The sequence below is a fragment of the Pseudomonas sp. 67(2021) genome (assembly GCF_017491835.1).
Taxonomy (GTDB): Bacteria; Pseudomonadota; Gammaproteobacteria; order Pseudomonadales; family Pseudomonadaceae; genus Aquipseudomonas; species Aquipseudomonas atacamensis.
In genome coordinates this window covers 612,372-636,842 of sequence record NZ_JAFGYL010000001.1, presented here as the reverse complement: position 1 = coordinate 636,842, position 24,471 = coordinate 612,372, and the positions used below count along the sequence as shown (strand labels likewise).

The 24,471-nt window shown below is 55.0% G+C and carries 19 protein-coding genes; 9 read left to right on the top strand and 10 right to left on the bottom strand.

Translation table 11 applies throughout. From position 1 onward, the window contains the following. Positions 1–2,107: 2,107 nt before the first annotated feature. From J5M66_RS02870 to J5M66_RS02860, 3 genes are all read left to right on the top strand, one after another. Positions 2,108–2,578: an antitoxin Xre/MbcA/ParS toxin-binding domain-containing protein gene (locus tag J5M66_RS02870; RefSeq protein ID WP_207807623.1), complete on the top strand. Its 471-nt coding sequence runs from the start codon at positions 2,108–2,110 to the stop codon at positions 2,576–2,578. A gap of 72 nt (positions 2,579–2,650) precedes the next feature. Continuing rightward, positions 2,651–2,890, top strand: coding sequence for a hypothetical protein (locus tag J5M66_RS02865; RefSeq protein ID WP_207807622.1), 240 nt, complete (start codon positions 2,651–2,653; stop codon positions 2,888–2,890). Between the two features lie 87 nt (positions 2,891–2,977). After that, positions 2,978–3,361, top strand: a complete 384-nt coding sequence (locus tag J5M66_RS02860) for a hypothetical protein (protein ID WP_207807621.1) — start codon at positions 2,978–2,980, stop codon at positions 3,359–3,361. 335 nt (positions 3,362–3,696) lie between these two features. On the opposite strand, the gene J5M66_RS02855 is transcribed toward J5M66_RS02860, so the two are convergent. After that, positions 3,697–5,409: an ATP-dependent helicase gene (locus J5M66_RS02855; RefSeq protein WP_207807620.1), complete on the bottom strand. Its 1,713-nt coding sequence runs from the start codon at positions 5,407–5,409 to the stop codon at positions 3,697–3,699. Continuing rightward, positions 5,406–7,298, bottom strand: a complete 1,893-nt coding sequence (locus J5M66_RS02850; RefSeq protein WP_207807619.1) for an ATP-dependent endonuclease — start codon at positions 7,296–7,298, stop codon at positions 5,406–5,408. The genes J5M66_RS02855 and J5M66_RS02850 overlap by 4 nt, the downstream gene beginning before the upstream one ends. A 493-nt stretch (positions 7,299–7,791) precedes the next feature. On the opposite strand from J5M66_RS02850, the gene J5M66_RS02845 reads away from it, so the two are divergent. After that, positions 7,792–8,151: a hypothetical protein gene (locus J5M66_RS02845; protein WP_207807618.1), complete on the top strand. Its 360-nt coding sequence runs from the start codon at positions 7,792–7,794 to the stop codon at positions 8,149–8,151. A gap of 318 nt (positions 8,152–8,469) precedes the next feature. Here J5M66_RS02845 and J5M66_RS02840 read toward each other — a convergent pair whose 3' ends face one another. Next, positions 8,470–9,105 (bottom strand): hypothetical protein, encoded by a 636-nt coding sequence (locus J5M66_RS02840; RefSeq protein WP_103451457.1) that lies wholly within the window; start codon positions 9,103–9,105, stop codon positions 8,470–8,472. 281 nt (positions 9,106–9,386) lie between these two features. Here J5M66_RS02840 and J5M66_RS02835 point away from each other — a divergent pair, with 281 nt between their 5' ends. After that, complete coding sequence (locus tag J5M66_RS02835; RefSeq protein WP_207807617.1) at positions 9,387–11,054, top strand: hypothetical protein; 1,668 nt, start codon at positions 9,387–9,389, stop codon at positions 11,052–11,054. A gap of 376 nt (positions 11,055–11,430) precedes the next feature. Here the strand turns inward: J5M66_RS02835 and J5M66_RS02830 are convergent, their stop codons facing one another. Continuing rightward, positions 11,431–13,410, bottom strand: a complete 1,980-nt coding sequence (locus J5M66_RS02830) for a hypothetical protein (RefSeq protein WP_207807616.1) — start codon at positions 13,408–13,410, stop codon at positions 11,431–11,433. A 288-nt stretch (positions 13,411–13,698) separates the two neighbouring features. Between J5M66_RS02830 and J5M66_RS02825 the strand changes: the two genes are divergently transcribed. The 4 genes from J5M66_RS02825 (at position 13,699) to J5M66_RS02810 (ending at position 17,360) form a co-directional block, all read left to right on the top strand. After that, positions 13,699–14,034, top strand: coding sequence for a GrlR family regulatory protein (locus tag J5M66_RS02825; protein WP_207807615.1), 336 nt, complete (start codon positions 13,699–13,701; stop codon positions 14,032–14,034). 273 nt (positions 14,035–14,307) lie between these two features. After that, complete coding sequence (locus J5M66_RS02820) at positions 14,308–15,342, top strand: DUF4238 domain-containing protein (RefSeq protein ID WP_207807614.1); 1,035 nt, start codon at positions 14,308–14,310, stop codon at positions 15,340–15,342. A 360-nt stretch (positions 15,343–15,702) separates the two neighbouring features. Continuing rightward, positions 15,703–16,629, top strand: coding sequence for a LysR family transcriptional regulator (locus tag J5M66_RS02815; RefSeq protein ID WP_123441908.1), 927 nt, complete (start codon positions 15,703–15,705; stop codon positions 16,627–16,629). Between the two features lie 104 nt (positions 16,630–16,733). Then, positions 16,734–17,360, top strand: coding sequence for a glutathione S-transferase (locus tag J5M66_RS02810; RefSeq protein ID WP_122612821.1), 627 nt, complete (start codon positions 16,734–16,736; stop codon positions 17,358–17,360). A 7-nt stretch (positions 17,361–17,367) separates the two neighbouring features. Here J5M66_RS02810 and J5M66_RS02805 read toward each other — a convergent pair whose 3' ends face one another. Genes J5M66_RS02805 through J5M66_RS02780 form a run of 6 tightly spaced genes read right to left on the bottom strand, consistent with a single transcriptional unit; the run spans position 17,368 to position 24,470 of the window. Then, positions 17,368–18,498 (bottom strand): glycosyltransferase family 4 protein, encoded by a 1,131-nt coding sequence (locus tag J5M66_RS02805; RefSeq protein ID WP_122612820.1) that lies wholly within the window; start codon positions 18,496–18,498, stop codon positions 17,368–17,370. Beyond that, a complete protein-coding gene (locus J5M66_RS02800; protein WP_125916957.1) occupies positions 18,499–19,629 on the bottom strand; it encodes a glycosyltransferase family 1 protein in 1,131 nt (376 codons plus the stop codon). Continuing rightward, entirely contained in the window at positions 19,613–20,980 is a 1,368-nt protein-coding gene (locus tag J5M66_RS02795) for a glycosyltransferase family 1 protein (RefSeq protein ID WP_125916955.1), read from the bottom strand. The genes J5M66_RS02800 and J5M66_RS02795 overlap by 17 nt, the downstream gene beginning before the upstream one ends. Then, a complete protein-coding gene (locus J5M66_RS02790; protein WP_123441904.1) occupies positions 20,977–22,230 on the bottom strand; it encodes an ABC transporter ATP-binding protein in 1,254 nt (417 codons plus the stop codon). The genes J5M66_RS02795 and J5M66_RS02790 overlap by 4 nt, the downstream gene beginning before the upstream one ends. Next, positions 22,230–23,027 carry an ABC transporter permease gene (locus J5M66_RS02785; protein ID WP_123441903.1) on the bottom strand — a complete coding sequence of 266 codons (798 nt, stop codon included), beginning with the start codon at positions 23,025–23,027 and terminating at the stop codon, positions 22,230–22,232. The genes J5M66_RS02790 and J5M66_RS02785 overlap by 1 nt, the downstream gene beginning before the upstream one ends. Continuing rightward, entirely contained in the window at positions 23,028–24,470 is a 1,443-nt protein-coding gene (locus tag J5M66_RS02780; protein WP_207807613.1) for a mannose-1-phosphate guanylyltransferase/mannose-6-phosphate isomerase, read from the bottom strand. Between the last annotated feature and the right edge of the window lies 1 nt (position 24,471).

Genomic DNA, 24,471 nt, shown 5'->3' with positions numbered 1-24,471 from the left:
GGTTCGCAGTTAAGCATATAGCGATTACTGCACATGGTAACGCTATGAAAGCTGTGTTGACAACCATAAAAGCTTTTTGCACAGCGCACACAAGATTCCGGTCCCTTCCCTAGCTGCTTGATATAGCGTAAGTTTGAATGGTTAATGTGTGCAAAAGGTTTCAATTGCTCTTCGTTGGATAACTTTAAAGTTATCCACATTGCTAAGGCGTAGCTGAATATCTACGCTATCTGATAGTTCCAAACAAACTATCCACATCTGCCATCCGGCTACAATAAGTTATCCACAGCACGTTTGCGTGCCCGAGAAACCTCTCGCATGGAGAGGTGCCCATGGCTACCTCTTGTTTTGGACTTTCCCTCGCTTGGCTACCGGGAGAGACGTTCTTCAGTCTTTGCAGTCGTCTGCATTTCCTGTCTGGTCACCTCCGCCCAGCTGCGACTACCGAGCAGCTGTTCAGCCTCTCAGAACGGTGCATCAAGCACGATGTGCCTTGTGGTCTGGATGCTTTCGAGCGGAACACCTCGGGCCTTTGGGGAGAAGCCATCTCCATCATCGAACAGCGCACCATTTTCCCGTTCTTCTCCCCTTTTCAGTCGGATAGCTCAGTCGCCGCCGCCCTTGTTCAAATCAGAGGCCCATTGCTTGGACCGCTGAAGTACCAACTCGGCCTCGTTTGTGGAGGATTCGGTGCTGATCATCCTTTGCGAGCATGCCGGTCCTGCATGGCTCGGGATCTGGACTCGTGTGGGGTCTCATATTGGCATCTGTCCCATCAGTACCCAGGTGTGGTGGTATGCCCTGAGCACAGTGAAGTGCTTTGCGAATGCAGCCAAAATCGCCGTTGGTGTGGGCGCTTCACTTGGACGATGCCTTGCGCTGGCACATTACGCGATTCGGATTGTGGCGCGATCAACTCCCTGGAACGGGAGCGCCTCGCTCAACTGGCCTCGGTGTGCCGCGAGTTGGGGTCTCTAGGCTTGGCCAAGCACTTTGATCCAGTAGTGGTCGCCCAGCTCTACCGCAAGTGGCTACCAACAGAAAGCGCGGCACAGAGCCTGTTGACGCATATCAGCCCTTTGCGAAGGTTTCGTCCATATGGTGGGCTACCATCCACTGAGACCGCCGCCACCAGCTTCATCAGTCAAATGGTGCGGTCACCACGGCGGCACATTCATCCACTCAAACACCTGATGATGATTACTTGGCTATTCGGCGAGGTTTCGTCCTTTGCGTTATGCCACGATGTCGCTTGTGCTCAGCGGAAAGCAATTTCGGCACTGCCGGCGTCACCCCCAGTACCTGACGTTTCAGTATCACCGGCAAACAGAAAGGGTCACCCTCGGCCGAAGCGGCTCAAGCCTGAATTCAGGGCACATTTACTGAGCCGACTTGCTGAAGGAACGGCAAAGAATGAAATTTGCCGGGAGTTTCAACTCACCATATCCACGGTGAACAAACTGCTCCGCGCGGAGCGTGGCGTTCAAGCATCATGGGAGGCTCGACGAATGGCTCTCGATCAGGCTGATCATCGCTTACGATGGGCTGAGCTTCAGTCGCGGTTTCCATCGCATTCTCTCACTGAGCTTCGCCGCGAATGCCAATCGCTTTACACCTGGCTGCATCGTCACGACAGAGAGTGGTTGTATGCGCAGGCTAGTCAAGTGCCCAAACCTGCTAGAAACCCTAATCCGCGAGTCGATTGGGAGAGTAGGGACGATGGACTGCAACGTGAGTTGGAAGCTGAGATTATTCGGCGATTCGGATCGGATCAGAACCTGTGTCTCAAGCAGTCGCAGATCTTCTCCCTGCTCCCACGCCTTGCACAGCGTCTGGAACGTCGAGATCGATATCCGCGAACTCGGGCCTACATGAAGCTGCTGTTCAAACGATAGGGCCGTACTGATCGCCCAGGTGTGCATCATGACCCACATGCAGAGAGCGACCGATGTGCTGCCGGAGTTGCTCGGATGTTTGAGAGTGAAGTAGTGATCTTTAGCGATCCTGCGAGCCGAGGTGGGATTAACTCACTTTCGAAGCAGATGATCACTACAATGAGAGAGAAACGGATTAAATCTGGCATCCGGAGCATTGGGAGGTCAGTCCAATGAGTTCTTCTATCTTGAGACCTCAAACAGGAGCCGCAGCTCAACCACCGACGTTCCAGTTGACCCAGGCTGAGACGGGAAGCTTGAGTCATCTGGACATCCTGCGCCTCGTCCAAGCTGGTTTTGCCCTCAGTGATGTTCAGGCTATGGTCCGCTCATCAAGCCTATTCAAATCTTACAAGCTCCTGGAGCGAATCATGGGGAAGTCCGCTCGGACCATCCAACGGCTCAGTAACCCCCAGAACGAAGTCCGATTGAATCCCCAGCAGAGCGCTGTAGCGCTCCAATACGCCCAGGGACTTGAGCTTGCAGTGATGGTCTTCGGCTCTCAAACGCTCGCCGAGAATTGGCTGGGACGGTCGTGTAAGCACCTGTCAGGGATTGTTCCTTTCGAGATGCTCAATACCTCGGTGGGTTTCAAGGTTGTGGTGGACTACCTAGAGCGCGCTCGCTTGGGTGTTTACCAATAGCGATGTGCCCCTCCACGCGATACGGTCACTCGGGGCTGCTTTCATACGCTCGCTGGCGTGAGGAGATAGGAGATGAAAGTTATCGGTAAGGTCGAAGTTGATGGTGTCGAAGACGTTGTTTGCGATATCTGTCGGCTCACCACTAAGGTACACAACGGTGGGCTTCAATTTGCAACGTTGCAGGCACATTGGGGCTATGGAACGAAGCATGACGGTGAACGGTACGAGATACACCTGTGTGAAGGCTGGTTTTTCCAAGCTGTTGCCGGCCTTAAGGAAGAGCGGCGTACTCAAGGGCCCATTCGACGATGATGGTGGAACAAATTGACGTCAGTCACCCACCATGGGAATGTCGGTGCGCAGCCTCTATAGGCAGACCAATCACGGAGGAATAAGACAATGGACGAAACGTATGACATACCCGCCGAAAGTTCGGTGCGAGGCTGGAGCTACAAAGGTGCGCTGGAAGCGGGTTATGAGCTTAAGTCCTATTCTTGGGAAGATGTTCCCACAGGCACATGGCTTGCTCGGTTGGACTTCAAGGTCTGGTCAAATAAGACAGCTGCTGGAAGTCTTGGGTGTTATTTCACATCACTGGTCGATGGCCGACAGTATCTGCTTTCCGCATTCCGTCCGTACCGGTCGACAGCAAGAATCTACACACCGACAGATGGCTCTATCGACTTCTCATCGCGTGGACTCGATGGTCAGATCTTTTTGTTGGAGATCGGCAAAGGTGCAAACGGGAAGACGAAATGGCTCTCGGCAAAGCTCAACGAGTAACACTGGTCGGTTCGGATGAGTAACGGCCAAGTTATCAACGTCAGTTTCCCCGGCGTTCATCATTTCCAATCGTCTGTTCTGGCCACGGCCATGAGCTCTTCTGACGACTGCTTTGTTCAACACAAGGAATCAAGCTGTCTGTAGAGGATTTGCCCACTGCGTTCCGCAATTTCACTTAAATATCGGTGGTTTGGGTCAAGCCTAACCAATATTGGCGAATGCGGGTGCAGGAAGACGAGGCGGGACGGGATGCCAGAGGCTTTCTGTCGGATAGAAGGCTCTGGTCGCTCCGACAGCTGCATGATGGGATGAGCCTGGTTGGCTCATCGTCACCGTTACGAGGCCTCTGTGAAGCCAGCCTTGATCAATTCGGCGCGCATTGCGCCCAGGCAACTGTTTGGGACGGCCAGCCAAAATAGGTTTTTCGCTCTCGTCAGTGCCACATAGCCGATGCGGCCTTCCTCCGTAGCGGTACCGGCCAGCAGCGCGCTGATGTTGGCCTTGGTCGCGATGTAGAGCACCGCGTCGATGGATTCGCCTTTAACCTGGTGAACTGTTTCAACTCGTAGGCCAGGTCCTTCTTTATCATTGGCGTTGGCACCGCTAAGCGCGATATCGTCCAAGCGCCTCTTGGCCATTTTATTTCCGAACGTAGCGACTGTGGTCAGTCCGAACTGTTGGTCGATTTGGGCAAGCAAAGTGCGCAGATTTGTGACGAGCCTCGGATGCCATTCTGCTTTGGCTTGCAGCGAAGAAGACGGTAGCCCGGCCTCCGCATTGCGAGTAAATGCCCACAGCAATCTCCTGAGTCTCAGCATCCAGCCATCATGAGGCGAACCCAGCAGCGCCGAACTGAGCCCAGGCGGGGCATCTTCGAGGAGACTCACAACCGCGTTGCAAACCAGACGGAAAGCATCCTGATAACGATGCAACTGATCGCGGGCCAATGTCGCTTCTGCGAAAAGGTTCACAATACCCATTCCTGGCGCGGCTGACTTACCCGCAAGCTTGGCGGCGCGATCAGCGTTCCGGCTGAGAATGACTGCGTTTGCAACCTGTATGCCCAGTTCACTGAGGCGAACTTTGAAAGAGCTGAACAGCTTAGGGAGTTCGGCGTCTTTGTACCCTACGAAGAACGCCCCGCCTTGTTCGGGTTGCCTGTCTGGCTCATCGTTACGGCCGCAAAGTTGATTGGCAATACCAATGATTGGAGGGAGGGAGCGGTAATTGCGGGTAAGCTTGTAGTCTCTGACTCCCTCGCGGTCGGAATAGGTTTTCAAAAACATGCCATCAGCGCCCGCGAAGGCGAAGATGCCTTGGTTAACGTCACCGATCAGTGAAACCTGCACGCCCGCCTTTATGAGCAATTCCAAGGTCACTTTGTGCATCGTGCCCAGATCCTGGGACTCATCGATCAGGATCTGCGGATATCGAGTGGCCAACGCACGCAGAATGGCGGGTTGATTCAGAAGCGTTCTAACTACCCAGTAGCGTCCCAAATCATGGGTATATGCGCCAGTGCGTCCCAGCTTTTCGATGAGCGTCTTGGCCTTCGCGTGATCAAGATGTTCAGCTGTCCCATGAATGTCGATGAAAAAAACGGACTTTCCATTTTCTACGCCCACCTGCATATCCTTGATCGGGATTGGGCGCTCGGTTTCGCTCTTCCAGTACTGGAAGCTACTTAAGAAGGGCTCTGAACCCGATACAAGATAGGGGGTCTGCGTGCTGCCCATGGTGCGGTAGGCATGGGGGCGAAGAACATGCTGAGTGAAGAAACCATCAAGCGTGTCCACCTCTACACGCTTACGACTGGCGTCGTCAGGCAGATCGGAGGCCAGCTCTGCGTACCCCTTGTTGAAAGTATTGACGGCGACATTGGAAAACGACAACAGCACGACGCGGCCGCGGTCGTCGGCCAGCTTTTGCCGAATGGCGATCAGCCGCCGGATGGCTGTGGCTGTTTTACCACTGCCCGCGCAAGCCGTGACCGCCATCGGTTCTAAGGGGGCTTCAATTACAGCTTTCTGCTCGCCCGATAGCTTCATGCCTTGTCCGCTCCCTGGCAAACGTGTCGGATCGCTTGCTCAAGGTACTCTGGGACCTTGCATCCGGGCGTTATAGTAATTTGTTGGGCAAGCGCTTGGCCGAAGCGGCCTTTCTGCACATTGCTACTGGTGTCTTTGCGCTCGAACATCCCGCAGAACAGCGCCTTGGCCTTAGCAGTGTTATCTGGCGCGCCGTCCACGATTTTGCGCAGCGCTACAGAGATCTTGGGATGAAGTTCAGCCAATGCTTTCAGCATGGCGTCCCGATTCTCCGCCAGCAGCGCCAGGTCGTACTCGAGAGTCTTTACACCGTGGTGCACCTTCACAAACTGATCTTCGGATTCCTTCATTTTCAAAGTGTTACTCGATATCCGAACAGCATCACCGAGCCCTGGATATGCAGCTTTCAGCTTCTTCTTTTTCTTTGGCTCGTTACCTCCGTCGGTCACCTGTTCGACTTTATCCCCGTCTTCCGCATCTGCTTCGTCGAGGTAGGCTGCCTCCGCGAGCAAATCCTCCTGAATCTCTTCGTAAGGTCGCTCAGCCCCAGCTAGTTCTGACACCTCCTCTTCGTCGAACGGGTCAGCATCGGTTATGACCGAGACCGGGATGCGCAGCCCCTTCTCTCCAAACAGCGGCAAGAACGAGTCGAAATTCAGCCCCTCGACACTGATCAAACTGATCCCATATTCCCGCAAATCGAATCCCAAAATCTTTGCGAGCGCGTCGACTAACATGAGCTCTGCGGCACCTTCCACGAAAATTACGCGGCGGGCGAAAAACAACTCAGCTCGGGTGACGTCCAAGTAGCGCTCCAGTTTCTCCCTTTTGCCTTTCGCGAATTGGACATCACGTGGAAAGAAGGCCTCCACGCCAGCTTCGTTCTCAACTAAGCACACCAAAGACTCGAGCTTCGAATTGCTGGCGAAATTCGGCGAGTGGCTGGTGACGAACAACTGCACCGGTTTTTCACCTTCCTTGGTGGGGATTCCGGCCAGGTAGCTTAATAGTACGCGCTGCAATTGTGGGTGAAGGTGAGCCTCCGGCTCCTCCACAATCAAGCTTCTGTACGCCGCATCAGGGTTCTTCGCCAGCTCGCTAAGCACTACTGCCATGAAAATTAGGTTGTTGAAGCCGAGGCCGTTTTGCTCAATTTCCATGGACTGAGCAGTCATGGAGAGGCGGGCTGAAAGCCGCTGAAAATCGGTTGCGCTGAGTCCGACGGCCAGTACCTGCGCCAGTTGCTCACCCATCATGGAGCCGTGCCGGGTGGAGATCGCCGCATGGGTACTTTTGATCGCCTTGTTCTGCTGTAGCTGATCATCTAGTTCTTTCAACGCAGCGTTGATCGCCTCACGACCCTCATCATCGGTCAGAAGGTGAAGTAGGCGAGCCAGCTGGCTGTTGCGGCTTGGCCGCAGTCCTTGGGCAGCATCACGCAGAGGTTGTAGGTAGACGCCGCGCAGGTTCTCCATCATGTCCACGGTCAGCGGGACGTCCTGGTGATCTCCACACCACCGTTTCACTCGGAAGCGGCCAGACTTATCGGCATCGGTGTATCTGACGTGGATATGCGCTTCCATGGTGTTGTCAGTACTGGGCTGCAGAGCCGCGATGAAGTCGGCTTCGTCCTCGTGACTGAGATCCTTGAAGACGAAGTGGAAGCTGATGTCGCCTTCTGGTTCACTTTCTTCGGGTCGATGCCGATCGGCGATATCGAGACGTGGGAATGGCTCCTCGTGCCCGGCCAAGAGGGTCCGAAGCGCGTCTACAACGGCACTTTTGCCCACGTTATTGGGGCCGACGAGAACATTCAGTCCGGGCTGAAACTTCAGCCTAGCCTCACGCAGTTTGCGGAAGTTTTTAATGGTGAGTTCAGCTAGGTACATAGGGGTCTCCATCCTTGATCTGCGGATGGAATCCTATTCAGGTGACCTACGCAATAGCGGCGGAAAATCGCACGCAAATGAAGGTCCGGAGCGCATGCGGGTTGAAGATGGCACTAGGTACTGCCTTGGTGGCTGCGGAGGTGGGATCTGCTCTATTTCTTGGGTTACAACAAGGTCGTCCTCAACAACCGTGAAAGTGCGAACTCTGGTGTTTACTCTGGATAGTGAATCCGCCAAGCAGCCAGCGGTTTTTAGAACTGCGTGGTTGGGACAGGTTGAATGGTTGGCGGATGGTGCCGTGAGAGCTGAAAAAGCCGACGCGCTAAAATCTTAGGCGTAGGCGCTATCTACAACGACGCGTAGCTGAGCTAGATTCGCTGTAACACCATCCCGCTTGCGAGTTCCGGATGCGCCCTTAGGACCTGCTGGAAAACAAGATTTTTAAAATTAAAGTGGCTTGCATCGAGCTCCACAACATTTAAGGAGAATTAGCATGATCGAACCGTGGGAAAAAAGCCGGACCCCAGAACTGAAGAAGCTGTTGAAGGAGTTCAAAAAACACTCTCCTTCGAATCCCGACGATGACCGTGATCTAACTGGTGAAGAGTTTCTCTCCGCAACAGATGAAAAATCCCGTGAGCTGATTGGAAAAATTGTTGAAGTCAGTCGTGTAGTCCTGTTCGATCATGCGGGCCGAAAGCAGGGGCAATCTCGTGCGGCAATCGTTCGTGCAGGAAACCATGTTTCGGTGGTTGGCGACCCTTACGATGATGACGATAAGTACAAAACGACTCTTCAGATCGAAACCGAGCATGGCGTACTGACGGTCGATGCGCCGCTTGTTGGCCACTAAGAGGCAGCGAAAAGTCTATAGGTCGACGGAAAAGCAAACCCTTTTTGATGATTCAAGGACCGGCGGCCGACAAGCCGCCGGCACCATTGAACGTGCGCGTTTGCCGTAGACCGGTGTGGTCACATAAACGGTACGTTACCGGAAGAGAGCGCTCCCTCACACGCTTGGCATACCAAAACCTTAATGAAGACGAAAGAATCGCCGACCAAACGTCACCCCTCTTGGTTGGGACCATCAAGTAGGGCCTTGCTTGGATCATGGGTCGTACTCACGGAATCTTCTTTTTCTCACACACAACCGCTGTGCCGGGATCGGATTTCAGTGTTTTGGAAAAAGAGCTTTGCCTAGCTTGGCTGCGGCACCGACCCCCTTTTGAGCTTCATTCAAAATGTCACGAGAGAAGTAGTCCGCGAGTCGTGCGCGGCTCTCGATTTCCTGCCGGATCAAAGCTGAATCGATGTTAGGGTAATTCGCACGATAGGCAGCGTGGTGAACCAGTGCGGCTGCCTGGAAGAGCGCGTCAGAGAGCCTGTGGCCTTTCAGCCCCATTGATGAACATGCCTCAAGGATTGTCGCTGCATCACTTTCAACCTGATCAACAAGGCGCCGATCCGGCAATGAAGAGTGGGCTCGGAGGTGCTCAATGTAATGACGCAAAGTTGGAATCGAGAGGCTGACCGTGTAGTACCTGTTATACCAAGGGCCGATGATGTCAATTTCATCCTGCGTAATGGCCATCTCCTGAAAGTAACCTGCCCAAGCCTCATGAATTTCATCATCGATTCGCTCGTCACCGAGGTTAGTTAGGTACTCATTGAGGCGTTTAACTAAACGGAAGTAGTCGAGTCGAACGGGTACTTCACGATGCTCATCCATAATCAGCTCCGCCATAAAGGATGGGTGAGTTTTGGCCTGCATGGAGTGATTGGTCAAGAAAACCATCAACGGCGACATGTAGGCATCGATTTAGGCTACCAAGCTAAGAGGTCAAATTTCCGCGAGCCGATACCTCATCCCTCTCGTCGCGGCGATTACTCGCTCCCGGCGCCGCCGGCCTGAATGCATGGAGGTCCGCTGTGAAAAAAATGGCATTGTGACATTTTCTTGGAAAAACGAAATGAAGCGCTCTGAAAGGCCCATTTTCTCTATATCTAAGCACAGGCGGCGAAAGGATGCGGTCACCCTTGTTAACAAGGAGTATAAATAGCGCTGTGTGACATCTTTCGAGAACGAACATGGCTGACAATGCGCTCGCAGATTTATTGAAGCAAAATGGTCCTTTACTGAGCAGTGATTTGTCCAAGCTCCTTGAGAAGAAGTATGGCCTTAACCCCGAAGCCGCAAGAAAGCGGGTTGAACGTGGATGCGCTGGTATGACCCGTCTCAATCACATCATCTTTCCTCATCGGGCGCGCTTCTGCTATCTCCAGGAGGAGTATGGCTCACCGTTTTTCTTCGATAATTTGATGGAGGCATTGAAAAAAACACGAAGTACCTATTTTGCGGCACTACAAGCTCTTACGCTTCGAGGCAATGTAATGCCCCGCCGGCATTTTCTTATCGCCTGTGGAGCACCTGTTGCTCAAAAGAAACATATCTCAGCAGAAACCCTGCTGGAGCGACTGGTGAAAGCGACTCTAGTAAAGGAGGTGGCGTTCCCAGGTGGCGAATCCTGTGTGGTGCGATGCGATCACCACCAGATGCTCGAAGTGACCTCCATGTGGGCAAAGATGAAGGGGCGGCTCATCGCAGAAAAGATAACCTTGTTGGCGGTGAAGGATTGGGCCCGCAATTTAGGAATGGTGAGCTACGATTCCGTTGAAACTCGAGAGGATGAGGGCTCTGAGGCGCTACCCAAGGTAGGGACGTTCAACTGGGACTTGGCTGGACCTTCCTACTTATTTCCCATGCGAGAGTACGTCGATACAACTCTCAAACCAGGTTTCTTCGTTTGCGACCTTGCCCTTAGCGGGTCGGTTACCGCTGCCAATCTGGCAGGGTTCGTCAACAAATGTGTCACGCTGCGCAGTCTCAGGAAGGTAGGTAAATGCCTTCAGATTTTTGTCGCCGAAAGCTACCACGCGGAGGCTTTCGCCCTGCTCAAGGAGCAGGGCATTATTCCGGCGACAACCGAGAGCCTCTTTGGCCGTGATGTGGCATTAGCATTGAAGAATTTATGTGCGGTCCTTACCGACACAGCGAAGCTCACACAAAGCCCTGACGCGCTGGACAAAATTTTCAACGATTTGTCCCGAATCGAAGGTGCAGCTTCGACTCTACGCGGCAGTCTTTTCGAATTCGCAGTCGCCCAGATCGCGCGATCTACCTTTTGGGGATATCCCCAAGAGATGAACAGGATCGTCAAGGATAGTATTGGAGCGGAAGCGGAGATCGACGTGCTGGCACACCGTCCGAGCCATGAAATCGTTTTCATTGAATGCAAAGGGATACATCCCTTCAGCACGTTGGATGATGCCGAGGTGGAGAAATGGCTCGATAAACGTATCCCTGTGATCAGGGGATTTGTAAAAACGCACTCCGAGTGGGCTACCATCCGCCACAAGTTCGAATTGTGGACTAGCGGCAAACTCTCCGATGACGCGATTGCGATGGTAAAAGCTGCGCAGGCAAAACACCCAAAGCTGGACATCCAGGCGCGTGATGCCGACTACGTGCTTGGCCAAGCCGCGAGCAGCAATGATAAAGGGCTGCTCAAAACGTACCGTCAGCATTTCGTGACTCATCCGATGCAGGAATTTGAAGAGGCACGGAAGCGTGAACAGCGTAAGGCCGACAAAGCCAAAATAAAGTTGAAAGAACCCTCTATAGGGGCTCCGGTCGCTCCACCTGCGAGCCCGCCAGCACATTGTGCCGTGGTCTTGAACCCTCTTTCAAACGTGTAACTTGTTTCGCTACGCGGAAAGAAAATGAACGTGGCCAACAGCAGATGAGAAGTGATAGATATGGGTGTTGCTGCCGAGAATTTGGTTTCACGTTGTGGCAGTTTCAGGACGATTGGAGGTTCGACGGCACAATTTTTTCGTACTAGTTGACAACGCAATGCCGAAAATGGGGGAGGAGGATGGCGACCTCCTTGTAATCGACGCTCGGATGAAATTCTCGGAGGAAGCATGTCACGGCGGTCCAAAAATTCGAACATATGCATACTTTTGTGGCATGGGCATTAGATATGAAACAGAGATTTGATCTGACTGACCCTAAGCTTGGATTGAGTTGCCTGGCATCAGGTCCTAAGAGGAATGCTGATGATATTGAGATTTACGATGGATCGGTTTTAACCTCAAGTCCAATCTTTTTCAAGGCTTTGCTTTGTAACTTATGAAACCGCCATTCAGCATAACGCGGCTTGAGGTTAACAGGCTTTATATCCCATTTAGCACCGGCCATTCTGATGACGCCGCTCAACAATGCCACCGCAAATACAACCCATCCTAAAGAAGCCTCGTCTATTTGGAAGAGGCCAAGCGCTGCAACAGCACCTTGGCTCAGCCATACCCCAACAGAGAGGCAAGTAGCCTCTCGATCAGCCTGTTTTTTGCAGTCCCAGTAAGTATTCTTTCTTACATTTTCAAGGTGTTCGGAAAGCGTTCCGATCCTAGAGTTCGCTTCGTCAAGCTTTTCGCTAACAGTCTTTTTATCCTCTAATGCCTCTCTACGTATATCATCTGAAACGCGAGCAATTGTTTCGGTGATTTTCTCATCTGTAAGTGCGGCCTCATCCCCTAGGGTCAGCCTCGTCAGTTCGATCTGCACATGATGGCTGCTACGCAGGAGCTGATGATCTCTCGCAGTGATTTTACCTTCTCGCTCTAGCTTTTCCGCTTCGATCAATACTTTGTCCCAAAAACCTCTTGGCGGGCGCGCTGCTGCATATGCAAAGGCAAGAACCTCTTTTTGAGGGAGTGCAGGCGCTCCCTGAGGCGCCTTTAACCAAGCTGTGTTGGCCAAGCTGAAATCCGTTATTACACTCGAAACCTCGCGAGACATTTGGAAGGATTTACCGTACTCAAATGCTGCTTTCGAAAATGACGTATTGCTTGTTACCAGTACCGCCTTAGCCTTTTCGAGTGATCGAGGTGAGCCGTCTTTCCTAAGAACATAGACACTGCGCACTGACTGAATGTCGTAATCCTTAGCACGTGGATTGTTGTAATCAATCTCATCACTCAGTACAGCATCGAACGCCTCAACGGCAATTTCAAACTTGTGATTTTCCTGAGTATAAGATGGAGTGGCTACGGCAAGCACGCCACTTCTCTCCAATATTTCCTCTGCTCTACCGGATATCATCAGCAAGTCAGCTTTTTGCATTCCTGATTTTCTAGCCTCCATAACAATCGTTCCTCGGCCCTTATAGGAGTCGATGAAGTCTGCCGAGGTGTTGATGGAATAGGTAAGCTCATCAAATGTATGAGTGAAATAGCAAACTTTACCCTTCAGTCGCTGGACTAAAGCAATTACTTCCTTAATCGCCTGTTCCTCGCGCTCGCCCTCAAGTCCTAATAGCTGTATCAATAACGGCGTATCTAAATAGAAAGTGACTTCATTATACGAGTCAGAAACTGAATGTAGGTCCGGGCAGAGCAAGGCATTGGCCAGCATGTGGCCTTGCATGAGCATTGTGAATGAGTCGAAAAGATTTGGCTGAACCTGTAAAGCCTCAACAAAATGCCCAACTAGGGCTAGTTGCCAATTTGCATTTTCTCCGATGTCAGGTAGCGTAGTCCCTCTGAGATATGATTTCAGGCATGGAATGGAAAAATGAGACAGGAAGTTAATTAAGCTTTCAGTCGCCTCATCCTCAGACAACACTCGACCTATAGTGCTTCTTGAAAATCCAATTAATTCATTGACAATTAGGGAGATGTGACGATTTGCATCTGCCCTTGCGGCTGTTAAGTCACTTTCAGGGAAGTCATCATTACAGGTAAACAGCCCATCGCGCTTTACTAAAAGGCCTTCTTTTGCCAAGCGCTGTAATACAACCTGTACGGTTCTAGTGGGTATCTTGAGTCCACAAGAATCTGAAAGTTTTTCTGCTACGGCTACATCATTTATTTTGGCGGGTGGGTCATTAGCTAGAACGTCGATAATGTAAGGGCGTACATAATCGAGGTAGTCGCCGCCGCTATTAATTCGGACCTTTAGCATAGCCAAGCTACAGAGCGCCTCTGAATTACTCAATTGATTATCCTCAATGGAAATTTGTTTGCGGCGCTCACGTGCTGTAACTTGCAAAGTTGACTACCTTATAATTATCTATGTGTTTACCTAGCTACCTACGCTGTCTTAACGTAGGAGCATCGTTACCACGCTAGCTCAAAAGGTAGCGCAATGCCATCTAGGAGTCCATAGTCAGTCTTCGGGCATGTCTAAAGTTTTTACAATCGATGCGTTAGATAATGAGGCAGCTTTGGCGCCATTTATTTGGCATTTAATGCTCTCACCTTAGAAATATACCAACTTCAGCTTCGCCTTAGTTTTTGTGAACTATGCTTGGATCTCCAATTAGGTGAGGGTAGGATTATGAGTAGTGGGATTTTTCATGTGGAATTTCGCGCGAGCACTGGTGATTCTGGCGACGGTCTCGTAGTTGTTAAGGATGGTACGGTGAATGGAGGTGATTCCCATTACCTGTACCAAGGAAAAGTCCCAAGCCAAACTGGCGAGTTCGAGTCACGGTTTACTGTCCGAAAATATCGTGAAGGTAATGTGAATATCGTAGGGATCGACAATTACACCCTGTTAGCTAAGGGACGCGTTGATTACGAGGGAGGCACCATCGAACTGCGCGGAGCTGTGGAGGAGCATCCTCAGCTAACCCTTCAGTTACATGGCCGCAAGATCCAGCCGGTAGTGTGACATTGCGCTATGGCCGGACCAGTCCTTTAGCATGATCGTTGATCTGACCTTCGCGTATGGCATCATTCTCGACCGCGTGACCGAAAGACCCCGCCATCGCGGGGCCTTTCTATTCAGGGCAGCACTTACAACGGGACCGAAATTGAATGGTAAGCCGATGGCGACTCAGGTTTCCGCCTGAAACTACATGTGGCAAATAGGTTTACGAGCTTTGCGCCAGCAGGCCAAGACAGATTGCTGCGTGATAGCAGAGCAACGAGGATGTTGAGCATCATGGAAGGCTTTAAGAAGGACAATCATTACGTACCTCAGACTTACCTTAAACAGTGGATGAACGAGGGAAAGGTCCTCACCTATAGGCTCGTTGTGCCGCATGTAAAGTGCGAAACCTGGAAAGCCCTATCACCTAAGAGCATTGCCAAGCTTGAGCACCTGTACTCTTACTTCTCAGGTTCAAAAGACAGCGATGAGATCGAGCGCTGGCTTGATCGTGATTTTGAAGTACCCGCGTCCCTGTCTATTGCGAAAGTGGTTACCGAGTCGCGGCTGACCAGCGAGGACTGGAACAACTTGTTCCGCTTTGCCGTAGCGCAGTCGGTCAGGACGCCGGCAGGTCTACATAGCTTTATGAAACGTCAAAGTGAAACTCTTGAGGCAGTATTGTCCGAATCCATGAAGGGTTCTGTTGCAAGGATTGATGCAGCCCTTACCTCGGGTGTACATCTGGAGCCTGCCCAGTTATTGGACCCTTTTGACAAGCTTCCGCTGAAGATCGAACTTGTAAACAAGGACGGGGAGGAAGGTATTCAAGCGCGAGTGCTCAATGGCCGGAAGCTCTGGATCTGGCATTTGGAACATGTCCTAAAAAGTGTAATCCATCGGATGCCAACTCATCGATGGACGATCCTGCGAGCTCCTGACGGCGTGACTTGGCCAACCACAGATAATCCATTCACAAGACTGAGCATTGGAGAGAACGGCAAGTGGAATCTGGAAGGTGGCTGGGGAGTACGAGATACACGACTTTTCATGCCTTTAAGTCCTAAGCATCTTCTGTTTGCTTGTGTTGGCTCCCGCCCCCCGCAGCGCGGCACCACGCTCAGTATTGAAGAGGCAGCATTTTTCCGGATGATGATTCTGAATGGTGCCAGCCGCTATGTGTATGCGTCCGATACACGTGACATTGAGTCGTACCTACCTCGTACCGTCTCTCGGGAGCTGTATGACGAAGAGCAGAAACTCTGGGCGGATTGGCATGAGACCCAGTCGAGGGAGGAGGCCGAGTATCCCGATCTTAAAGGGATCTGACGGATTCTGACGTGGTGCAGCTACAGCAAACCCGCCATTGGGCGCGTTATAAAGTGTCTCCAAGGGGAGGCCGCGTGCCAACGAAATCTCAGAGGCGACCGTCGCACGATAACTTACTCGAGCCCAAGAACTCAAAGCCTACGTTCATCCATCAGCATGGCGAGAGCCGAGACAGTTTTTAATATTTTTCCGAATCGGAAGCGGCTCGCTCGGTAGGTTGAGACAGACTTTAAAACGCAATCTAACATGCTACAGACCTCGAGATTTGTGCCGTACTGAGACAGACTTTAATGTCTACGATCAGCTCTCCCACAATCGCAGCCTCGGCTGCGATTGTCGTATCCGCCGCCGAGGAATCCCATGGACCGCTTTCAGGAAATGCAGATCTTCGTTGTCGTCGCCCAGGAGCAAGGCTTTTCGGCGGCGTCGCGGCGTCTGGGGCTGTCGGCGGCGAGTGTCACCCGGGCGGTGGCGGCGCTGGAGCAGCATATCGGTACACAGTTACTGGTGCGTACCACGCGCACCGTGCATCTCACCGAAGCCGGGCAACGTTACTGCGATGACTGCCGGCGGATTCTTGCCGAAGTGCAGGAGGCCGAGGATTCGGCGGCAGGCAGCCATGCCTTGCCGCGCGGGCAGTTGACGATTACTGCGCCGGTGCTGTTTGGCGATCTGTTCGTCACGCCGGTGATGGCCGATTACCTCTGTCGCTACCCTGATGTGTCGATCAATGCGCTGTTGCTGGACCGGGTCGTCAACATGGTCGAGGAGGGCATTGATGTCGCGGTGCGTATCGGTGAGCTGCCGGACAGCAATCAGCATGCAATCCGCGTCGGGGAAGTGCGACGGGTGATTTGCGCTTCGCCGACGTTTCTGGCTGAACACGGCCGACCGGAGCATCCGCAGGCCTTGGCCGGGTTGCCGGTGGTGGCGACGTCGGCGATCGGGCAGCAACGCAACTGGCCGTTTCTCGACGGCAGTGAAGCCTTTAGCGTGCGCACCGAACCGCGCCTGACCGTCACGGCCAATCAGTCGGCGATCACCGCCGCGCGCAAAGGCCTGGGTCTGACGCGAGTGCTGTCCTATCAAGTGGCGGACAAAGTCGCGGCGGGCGAGCTGGAAATCGTCCTCGCCGAGTTTGAATTGCCGCCGTTGCCGATCCATGTGGTGTATCAAGGCGGGCGCAAGGCACCGGCGCGGATCCGCAGTTTTGTCGACTTCGCCGTGAAGGCGCTGCGCGAGCATCCGGCCTTGAGCGCAGCGGCGTTATTGCACGAGATGAAATAATCGATTGCAGCGGCTGGTTATTCTGTTGTTCCGGCAACCCATAGATGATGACTCCATCGGCGCGCTCATTCCCGTAGCGACGTCACTTTTCAGCGGAGTCGACCATGCAAGCGATCAAACTCTACAACTTCCCACGTTCCGGCCACGCCCACCGCGTCGAGTTGATGCTGTCGCTGCTGCAACTGCCGACCGAGCTGATCTTCGTCGATCTGGCCAAAGGTGAGCACAAGCAACCGCAGTACCTGGCGATCAACAGCTTTGGTCAGGTGCCGGCAATTGATGACGACGGCGTGGTGCTGGCTGATTCCAACGCGATTCTGGTTTATCTGGCGCAGAAATATGGCAACGGACGCTGGCTGCCGACCGACCCGGTGGGCGCAGCGCGTGTGCAGCGCTGGCTGTCGGCAGCGGCGGGACCGATTGCGTTTGGCCCGGCGGCGGCACGCCTGATCACGGTGTTTGGTGCGCAACTGAATGCCGAGGAAGTCATTGGCCGTGCGCACAACCTGCTCAAGGTCATGGAACTGGAGTTGGGCAAAACTGCATATCTGGCGGGCGAAGAGCCGACCATCGCTGACGTGTCTGCCTACAGCTACATCGCACATGCGCCGGAGGGCAATGTCTCGCTGGATGACTACGCCAACGTTCGCGCCTGGCTGACACGGATCGAAGCCTTGCCGGGTTTTGTCGCAATGCCGCGCACGGTGGCCGGGTTGCAGAAAACCGCGTGACCTCCACTCAAGCGTAGGACAGAGCCTTTTCAGCCAGCAGTTCCTGATACAGCTCTGTCCACTTGCGACCCATCTCATCGGCGGTGAACAGCTGCCGATAGCGCGCTTCCGCTTTGACCCCCATCTCGGCAGCACGCTCAGGGTTTTCCCAAAGCGTACGCATGGCTTCACGAAAGGCCTGTGGATTGCTCGGGGGCACCACCAGTCCGGTTTCGTTGTGGATATTGATGAAACTGGTACCGGTGCCGATTTCGCTGGAGATCATCGGTTTGCCGTACATCGCGCCTTCGAGCAACGAGATACCGAAAGCCTCGGAGCGCAGGTGCGAAGGAAATACGATCGCGTAACTCAATTGCAGCAACGCCACTTTGTCCTCGTCACTCAGACGGCCGAGAAAGTGAATATTGCGCAGGCCCAGCGCGGCGGCCTGTGCATGCAGTTCCTGCTCCAGCGGACCGGCACCGACGATCACCACGGGATAATCGATGTCTTTGAGCGCATCGAGCAGGATGTGCAGCCCCTTGTAATAACGCATCACCCCGACGAACAGAAAAAACTTATCCCCAAGCTGTTGGCGCCAGCGGTTCATGCGTTCGGTACCAGGCTGTGGATAACCTGCTTTATTCAGGCCGTAGGGGATAACGCGGGTCTTGTCCTGAAACTGCTGCAGCACATCGCTGGTGTGCAGATAGTTCGGCGATGCAGCAACGATGCGGTCGGCGCTGGCGAGGAAGCGATTCATCAGTGGCCGATAGAGCTTGAGCAGATGCTTCTGGCGAATGATGTCCGAGTGATAGGTGACCACGCTCGGCTTGTTCACGGCGCTGGCGAAATGCACCAGGTCCATGAATGGCCACGGGAAGTGATAGTTGATCACGTCGGCTTCGGCGGCCAGCTCACGGAACTGCTTGAACACGCTCCAGGAAAAACCGGTCGAGGCGAACTGAATATCCAGCTTCGCCCGATGTACTTCGTGCTGGCCCAGTTGCACCACAGGCGGCGTCGGATTGGTGCTGAGGGTCAGCACTTGCCCATCGATGCCATGCTGGGCGCCGCTTTCGCACAACTGAAAGATGACTTGTTCGATGCCGCCGACCGAATCGGGCAGGTACGTCTTGAAGAAATGAAGAACGCGCATTCAACCTCCCATGGCCTGGCGATAGGCACCGGCCGTAGCCTGTGCACAACGTTGCCAGGAAAAAAGCCGCGCCTGCTGCAATCCTGCTTCGCGGCAGGCCTGCCAATGCTGCGAGTCGTCAAGCAGACGGCTCATTGCATCGCGCACGCCCTCGGCATCGTCCGCTTCAATATAGTTGCCAGCCGCACCGGCCACTTCCGGCATCGCCGAAGAACGGGTGGTCACCACCGGCGTGCCACTGGCCATGGCTTCCAATACCGGCAAGCCAAAGCCTTCATATAACGATGGAAATATCAGCGCCCGGGCGCCGGCCAACAGTTGGGCCAATTGCTCATCGGGCAGATAGCCGAGCAGGCACACGTGGCCGCTGGCCAATGCCTGGCGCAGTGGCTCGCTGAACTGCTCGCGTTGCCAGCCGGCCATGCCCGCAATCAACAAGGGAAAGCGCTGGCGCACAGCGTCTGGCAGCAGGGCGTGGGCCTGCAACGCCAGGTTCAGGTTCTTGCGTGGCTCGAGGGTGCCGACACAGAGGAAATATTCCCGTGCCTGGACAGCGTGAGCCTTGAGCACACTGTCGATTTCCTCAAGTGGCCGAGGACGGAAGCGTTCGGCCACACCCAACGGCGCCACCACGAATCGCTGTGCAGGGAGATTGAAGTAGGCCTGCGCTTCGTCAGCGATCGCCTGCGAATCGGTCAGAATGACCCGCGCCTGCTCCACGCCGGCGGCCAGACGACGTTCGATTTCCCTCAAACGTGCTGGTGGCTGGGTTTCTGGAAAATGCAGGTGCGTCAGATCATGCAGGGTGATCACGGTCGGGCCGTCGAAGGCCAGCGGCCACAGGCTCGGCTCGTGATAAAGATCGAGCCCTTGTGCACGCCCTTGATCAAAACGTTTCTGCTCCAGCCAGCGGCGTGCCTGATAAGCCCCGGGAATTTGCCGCAGCAATGGCGTCATGCGCGAGTAGCCGGGCATGGCTGCGGCCGGCAGGGCCGAACTCCAGCCCCATCCGTGAAACAGGCTTACGTCCACATCGGGTTCGCTGCGCAAGGCGTTGACCAGTTCGGCGACGTAGTGGCCAATGCCGGTGCGCGGTGCTTGCAGGATGCGGGCGTTAAGAGCAATGCGCATGCGGCCTCGCTTGCACGCGCGGGGCCTGCTGAACATGGGCAAGGCTGTGTGTCGCCAACTGCTCACTGGCCTCGCGCCAGCCGATCCAGCGCCAGTCAGCGACGTCGCGGGCGGCGGGAAACTGTCCGCTGCGCTGATAGGTTTCGATCAGATCGGCAAGGCTTTGTGGATCCAGCAGATCGAAATACGCCATGAACTGGCCACCGATTTCGCGGAATACCGCGATGTCGCTGCCCATTGCCGGCAAACCGCGCTGCATGGCTTCCACCAGCGGCAGGCCGAAGCCTTCAACGAACGAGGGGAAGACCAGCGCGCTGGCCTGCGTGTATGCGTATTCCAGGCTGGTGTCGCTCAGGTCATTGAACATGAACAGGCGCCGATTCAGTTCCGGATGATTGCGGATTCGCTCGAGCAGCGCGTCGCATTTCCAGCCGATACGCCCGGCGATGCACAGGCGTGCCGTCGAGCCGGCAGCCCAGGCGCGTTCGAAGGCGTCGAGCAGGTACCCATGGTTCTTGCGCGGCTCGATGGTGCTGACCATCAGAAATACCGGGCCGGATGCAGCGAACAGATCCTTGAGGCGTGGTTCGATCGTTGCCGTGCCGTGATGCAGGTCGAGCTCGGACCCCAGATAAAAGTAATCGAACCAGCGCTTTTCAGTCTGCTCGGCACCGATTCTGCGTTGCAATTCACCACGCACCTGATCACGCACCGTGGCGGAAATTGCCATGTAGCCGTCGGCCGTGCGGGTAATCCAGTCGAACCACTCATTGAAAACTTCGACCAGCCGCGTGTCGTAAAACTGCGGATGCGTCAGCGGAATCAGGTCGTAGATCACCGCGATCATGCCGACGCCGTCGCGTTTGAGCTGCTCGACATGGGCGAAAAAGTCCGAGTGCCAGGATGAATCCAGCAGCACCAGTTGATCGCCCGGATGGTGTTGAAGCGGCGAGCAACGTTGAAGCAGCTGCCTGCGGTTGATCCGTCTGACCAGCCGAATCGGCAGGCCGAGCACGGCAAACTGGGTCAACCGATAGCTGACGTAAAGGAGCCGCCGCGCCAGTTTCGAAGTGCATAGCGCATCGCGGCGCTGGTGCCATTGCCAGAAGCGGTGGGCGAGGCGCTCCAGGCGTTCACCGAAGGTTTCGAGGCTGTTCCAGAACGGTGTATCGAGTGGCGCCAGTTGCAGCACGCGGTAGAGCTGGCCATTGATCACCACCACCGGCATGCACTCGACGCCTTCAGCGCTGGCGGGCAGCTGCTTGATGACGTTGCGCACCACGCGCTGAATCCCCGAATTGACCTTGGGGTGTTTGAATACGTGAGTGCATTCAACCAAGAGGCGGGTCATGGCGCACGCTCGACAGGCCGGGCCTCGGTTTCACGGGTAATGGTGGTTTTTGCGTCGAGCCAGGCACAACCGACGAAATCCTCCCGAGGGTTGTTGATCACGTGGAACACCAGTGCGTAGTCACGCCACTCGAAATTGCGATCCAGGTGCGAGTCCAGACGCGACAGGCTAAGGGACACCGAATAGTTGCCTTTACCCAGGCCCATGATGAAGGCGAAGCGATAGGTGAAGCGTTCACCGGCGCGCAGATCGGTCAATGCCTTGTTCAGCCGGTGGGTGTTGATGCCGTACATCATCTGGCCCAGTCGATCCTTGAGGATAAAGCCCAGCACGAGCCGTTCGATGTCCTCGCGTACCTCGACCTGCACTTCGAGCACCACCGGTTGGCCGACTTCGACAGCGTCAATGCTGCGCTGGTTTTCATCGAGCAGGCGTACGCCGAGAATCGCCGCCTCGCCGGTGCCGGAAACCGTTTGCACCTCGCCGCCGGCGAGCGTTTCCTGGCGTACGACCTGACCCTCCCGTTCGGCCATCAGCGCATTGTAATAATCGAGAACCGGCTCCGGTTTGCCGCGCATGGCCACGCGCCCGTCCTTGAGCAGGATCGCCGAGTCGCAAATCGACTGAATCGCGAAACGATCATGGGACACGATCAATAACGTCGTGCCAGATTTACGAAAGCTGCGGATGCGTTCGAAGCTCTTGTGCTGAAAATAGGCGTCGCCCACCGACAGCGCTTCGTCGACGATCAGGATATCCGGGCGCCGGGCGGTGGCGACACTGAACGCTAAACGCATCTGCATGCCGCTGGAGTAAGTCCGCACCGGGTGATCGATGGCTTCGCCGATTTCGGCAAAACGCTCGATATCGGGCATCAGGGCCTGGATTTCTTCAAGCTGCATGCCCAACAACTGACCGGCCATGATTGCGTTCTGCCGACCGGTAAAGTCCGGATGGAAACCCATGCCCAGCTCCAGCAGGGCTGCGACGCGCCCTTGCAATTCAATCTTGCCTTGGGTGGGTTGAGTGGTGCCGGTGATCATTTTCAGCAAGGTGCTTTTGCCTGCACCGTTGGCGCCGACGATACCCACCGCTTCACCCGGAGCAATCTCGAATTCGACATCTTGCAGCACCCAGTGCTGTTGATGGCGGATCGGCGAAAACGGAATCAGCCACTCAGCCAGCCGTGCCCAGCGGTTGGGGTATTGCTTATAGGCCTTGCCCAGGCCGGTGACGCGAATATGTCCCATCAGAGTTCATCCACCATTTCGCCGACGCGCTGGCGAAACAGTCGCAGACCGATCAGACAGAACACCACGCCGGTAATGAAAACCGGCAGCAGCGAACTCCATACCGGCCACTGACCGTAGAGAAACAGGTTCTGATAACTGCTGAACAGGTGGGTCAGCGGGTTGAGTTGCAGCAGGCGCTGCACCCATTCCGGCAGGATCGTGATCGGGTAGACGATCGGTGTCAGCCAGAACCAGAACTGCAGGCAGATGCCGAACAACTGGCCGACATCGCGAAAGAATACGTTCAATACGCCAAGGACCATGCCCAGCCCGGCGCAGAACATCATTTGCAGAGCAATCAGCGGAATCAGCGCCAGCAGAGCCATCCCCGGCCAGCGCCCGGTGACCAGCAGAAACCCGAGAAACAGGCTGATGATGATGGCGAAATTGATCCCGGCGTTGATTAGCACGATCACCGGCAGGCAGATCCTCGGGAAGCTGATTTTCTTCAACAGGTTGGCGTTTTCCAGAAACATGTTCTGGCTGCGCAGGGTGATTTCGGAAAACAGTCCCCAGGCCAACAGACCAGCGCACAGGTAGACGCTGTAGGCCATGCTGTCGTCCACACCCGGTAAACGTGCGCGCATGATCTGGGAAAAGATCACCGTGTAAACGATGATCATCGACAGCGGATTGAAAATGGGCCACAGCGCGCCGAACAGCGAGTTGCGATAACGCGCTTGAAACTCGCGCTGCACGCTGCCGAGGATGAACCCACGGTAGCTGTACAGCGAGCGGTACAGGGAGAGCAGCATTCAGACCGTCCTGCCGTATTGATCTTCGAAGCGAACGATATCGTCCTCGCCCAGATATTCGCCGCTTTGCACTTCAATGATGACCAGGTCGATCACTCCGGGGTTCTCCAGGCGATGCTTGTGGCCGGCAGCAATGAACGTCGATTCGTTCTTGGCGACCAGAGTCGTGCCGGAACCGTTGTTGGTGACCTTGGCCATGCCTTCGACCACCACCCAGTGTTCGTTGCGATGATGGTGCATCTGCAACGACAACTTGCCACCGGGTTTGACCACGATGCGCTTGATCTTGAAGCGCGGACCTTCCTCCAGAACGGTGTAGGTGCCCCAGGGACGGCTGACCGTACGATGCAGGCGATAGGCTTCGTGGGACTTGTCCTTGAGTTGCTTGGCCACGCGGCGTACATCCTGTGCACGGTCGGCATGGGCCACCAGCACCGCATCGGCGGTGTCGACGATGATCAGGTTATCCACACCGACGGTCGCCACCAGCCGGCCTTCGCTCTGCACGAAGTTGTTGTGGCTGTCGATGAAGATCGCTTCGCCACTGGCGCGGTTGTTGTCGGCGTCGGCGGGAATCAGCGCGGCGACCGCGTTCCACGAACCGATATCGCTCCAGTCGAAACCGGCAGGTACCACCACGACTTTTTCCGAGCGCTCCATCAGTGCGTAGTCAATGGAGATGTCAGTAATTTCGGCAAACAGGGCCGGTGACAACTCCTGTTGCAGGCAGCCGACCGTTTCCACCGGGGCGCTGACGGCCATGCAGGCGCGGGTCTGTTCCAGCAACTCGGGTGCGTGCAGTTGCAGTTCGGCAATGAGCGTCGCGGTGGTGAAGCAGAACATCCCCGAATTCCACAGGAAGTTGCCGCTCTCCAGGTAATGCGTGGCGGTCTGCAGGTCGGGTTTCTCGACGAAACGCTGCACCTTGGCCGCACCCTTGGCGTCCAGCGGCGCACCGGTCTCGATATAGCCGAAGCCGGTTTCCGGCGCGGTAGGGACCACGCCGAATGTCACCAGATAACCGTCCTTCGCCAGATTCACTGCGTGCTCGACCGCACTTTTCAAGGCGTCCTGATTGACGATCAAATGATCCGCCGGCATCACCACCATGATTGCGTCGTCACCGTGCAGCGCCTGCAATGACAGTGCTGCCGCTGCGATCGCCGGTGCGGTGTTGCGCCCGCTCGGCTCCAGCAGAAAGTGCCCGCGATGGCGCGACACATGCGCCGCGCAGTAGTGATCCTTGCTCTGGAAGTAATACTCGCGGTTGGTCACCGTGACGATGTCGCCCCAGCCGTCCAGCAACGTTGCCGCGCGCTGGTAGGTCTTGCCCAGCAGCGACTGGCCGTCGGGCAGGGTCATGAACGGCTTGGGGTGGCCCTCGCGGGACACCGGCCACAGACGGGTGCCGGCACCGCCGGACAGAATCACCGGAATCAGCATG

Excerpts from the sequence above, each read along its gene's own strand:
- J5M66_RS02870 (WP_207807623.1), top strand. The coding sequence starts at position 2,108 with ATGAGTTCTTCTATCTTGAGACCTCAAACAGGAGCCGCAGCTCAACCA.
- J5M66_RS02865 (WP_207807622.1), top strand. The coding sequence starts at position 2,651 with ATGAAAGTTATCGGTAAGGTCGAAGTTGATGGTGTCGAAGACGTTGTT.
- J5M66_RS02860 (WP_207807621.1), top strand. The coding sequence starts at position 2,978 with ATGGACGAAACGTATGACATACCCGCCGAAAGTTCGGTGCGAGGCTGG.
- J5M66_RS02855 (WP_207807620.1), bottom strand. The coding sequence starts at position 5,409 with ATGAAGCTATCGGGCGAGCAGAAAGCTGTAATTGAAGCCCCCTTAGAA.
- J5M66_RS02850 (WP_207807619.1), bottom strand. The coding sequence starts at position 7,298 with ATGTACCTAGCTGAACTCACCATTAAAAACTTCCGCAAACTGCGTGAG.
- J5M66_RS02845 (WP_207807618.1), top strand. The coding sequence starts at position 7,792 with ATGATCGAACCGTGGGAAAAAAGCCGGACCCCAGAACTGAAGAAGCTG.
- J5M66_RS02840 (WP_103451457.1), bottom strand. The coding sequence starts at position 9,105 with ATGTCGCCGTTGATGGTTTTCTTGACCAATCACTCCATGCAGGCCAAA.
- J5M66_RS02835 (WP_207807617.1), top strand. The coding sequence starts at position 9,387 with ATGGCTGACAATGCGCTCGCAGATTTATTGAAGCAAAATGGTCCTTTA.
- J5M66_RS02825 (WP_207807615.1), top strand. The coding sequence starts at position 13,699 with ATGAGTAGTGGGATTTTTCATGTGGAATTTCGCGCGAGCACTGGTGAT.
- J5M66_RS02820 (WP_207807614.1), top strand. The coding sequence starts at position 14,308 with ATGGAAGGCTTTAAGAAGGACAATCATTACGTACCTCAGACTTACCTT.
- J5M66_RS02815 (WP_123441908.1), top strand. The coding sequence starts at position 15,703 with ATGGACCGCTTTCAGGAAATGCAGATCTTCGTTGTCGTCGCCCAGGAG.
- J5M66_RS02810 (WP_122612821.1), top strand. The coding sequence starts at position 16,734 with ATGCAAGCGATCAAACTCTACAACTTCCCACGTTCCGGCCACGCCCAC.
- J5M66_RS02805 (WP_122612820.1), bottom strand. The coding sequence starts at position 18,498 with ATGCGCGTTCTTCATTTCTTCAAGACGTACCTGCCCGATTCGGTCGGC.
- J5M66_RS02800 (WP_125916957.1), bottom strand. The coding sequence starts at position 19,629 with ATGCGCATTGCTCTTAACGCCCGCATCCTGCAAGCACCGCGCACCGGC.
- J5M66_RS02795 (WP_125916955.1), bottom strand. The coding sequence starts at position 20,980 with ATGACCCGCCTCTTGGTTGAATGCACTCACGTATTCAAACACCCCAAG.
- J5M66_RS02790 (WP_123441904.1), bottom strand. The coding sequence starts at position 22,230 with ATGGGACATATTCGCGTCACCGGCCTGGGCAAGGCCTATAAGCAATAC.
- J5M66_RS02785 (WP_123441903.1), bottom strand. The coding sequence starts at position 23,027 with ATGCTGCTCTCCCTGTACCGCTCGCTGTACAGCTACCGTGGGTTCATC.
- J5M66_RS02780 (WP_207807613.1), bottom strand. The coding sequence starts at position 24,470 with ATGCTGATTCCGGTGATTCTGTCCGGCGGTGCCGGCACCCGTCTGTGG.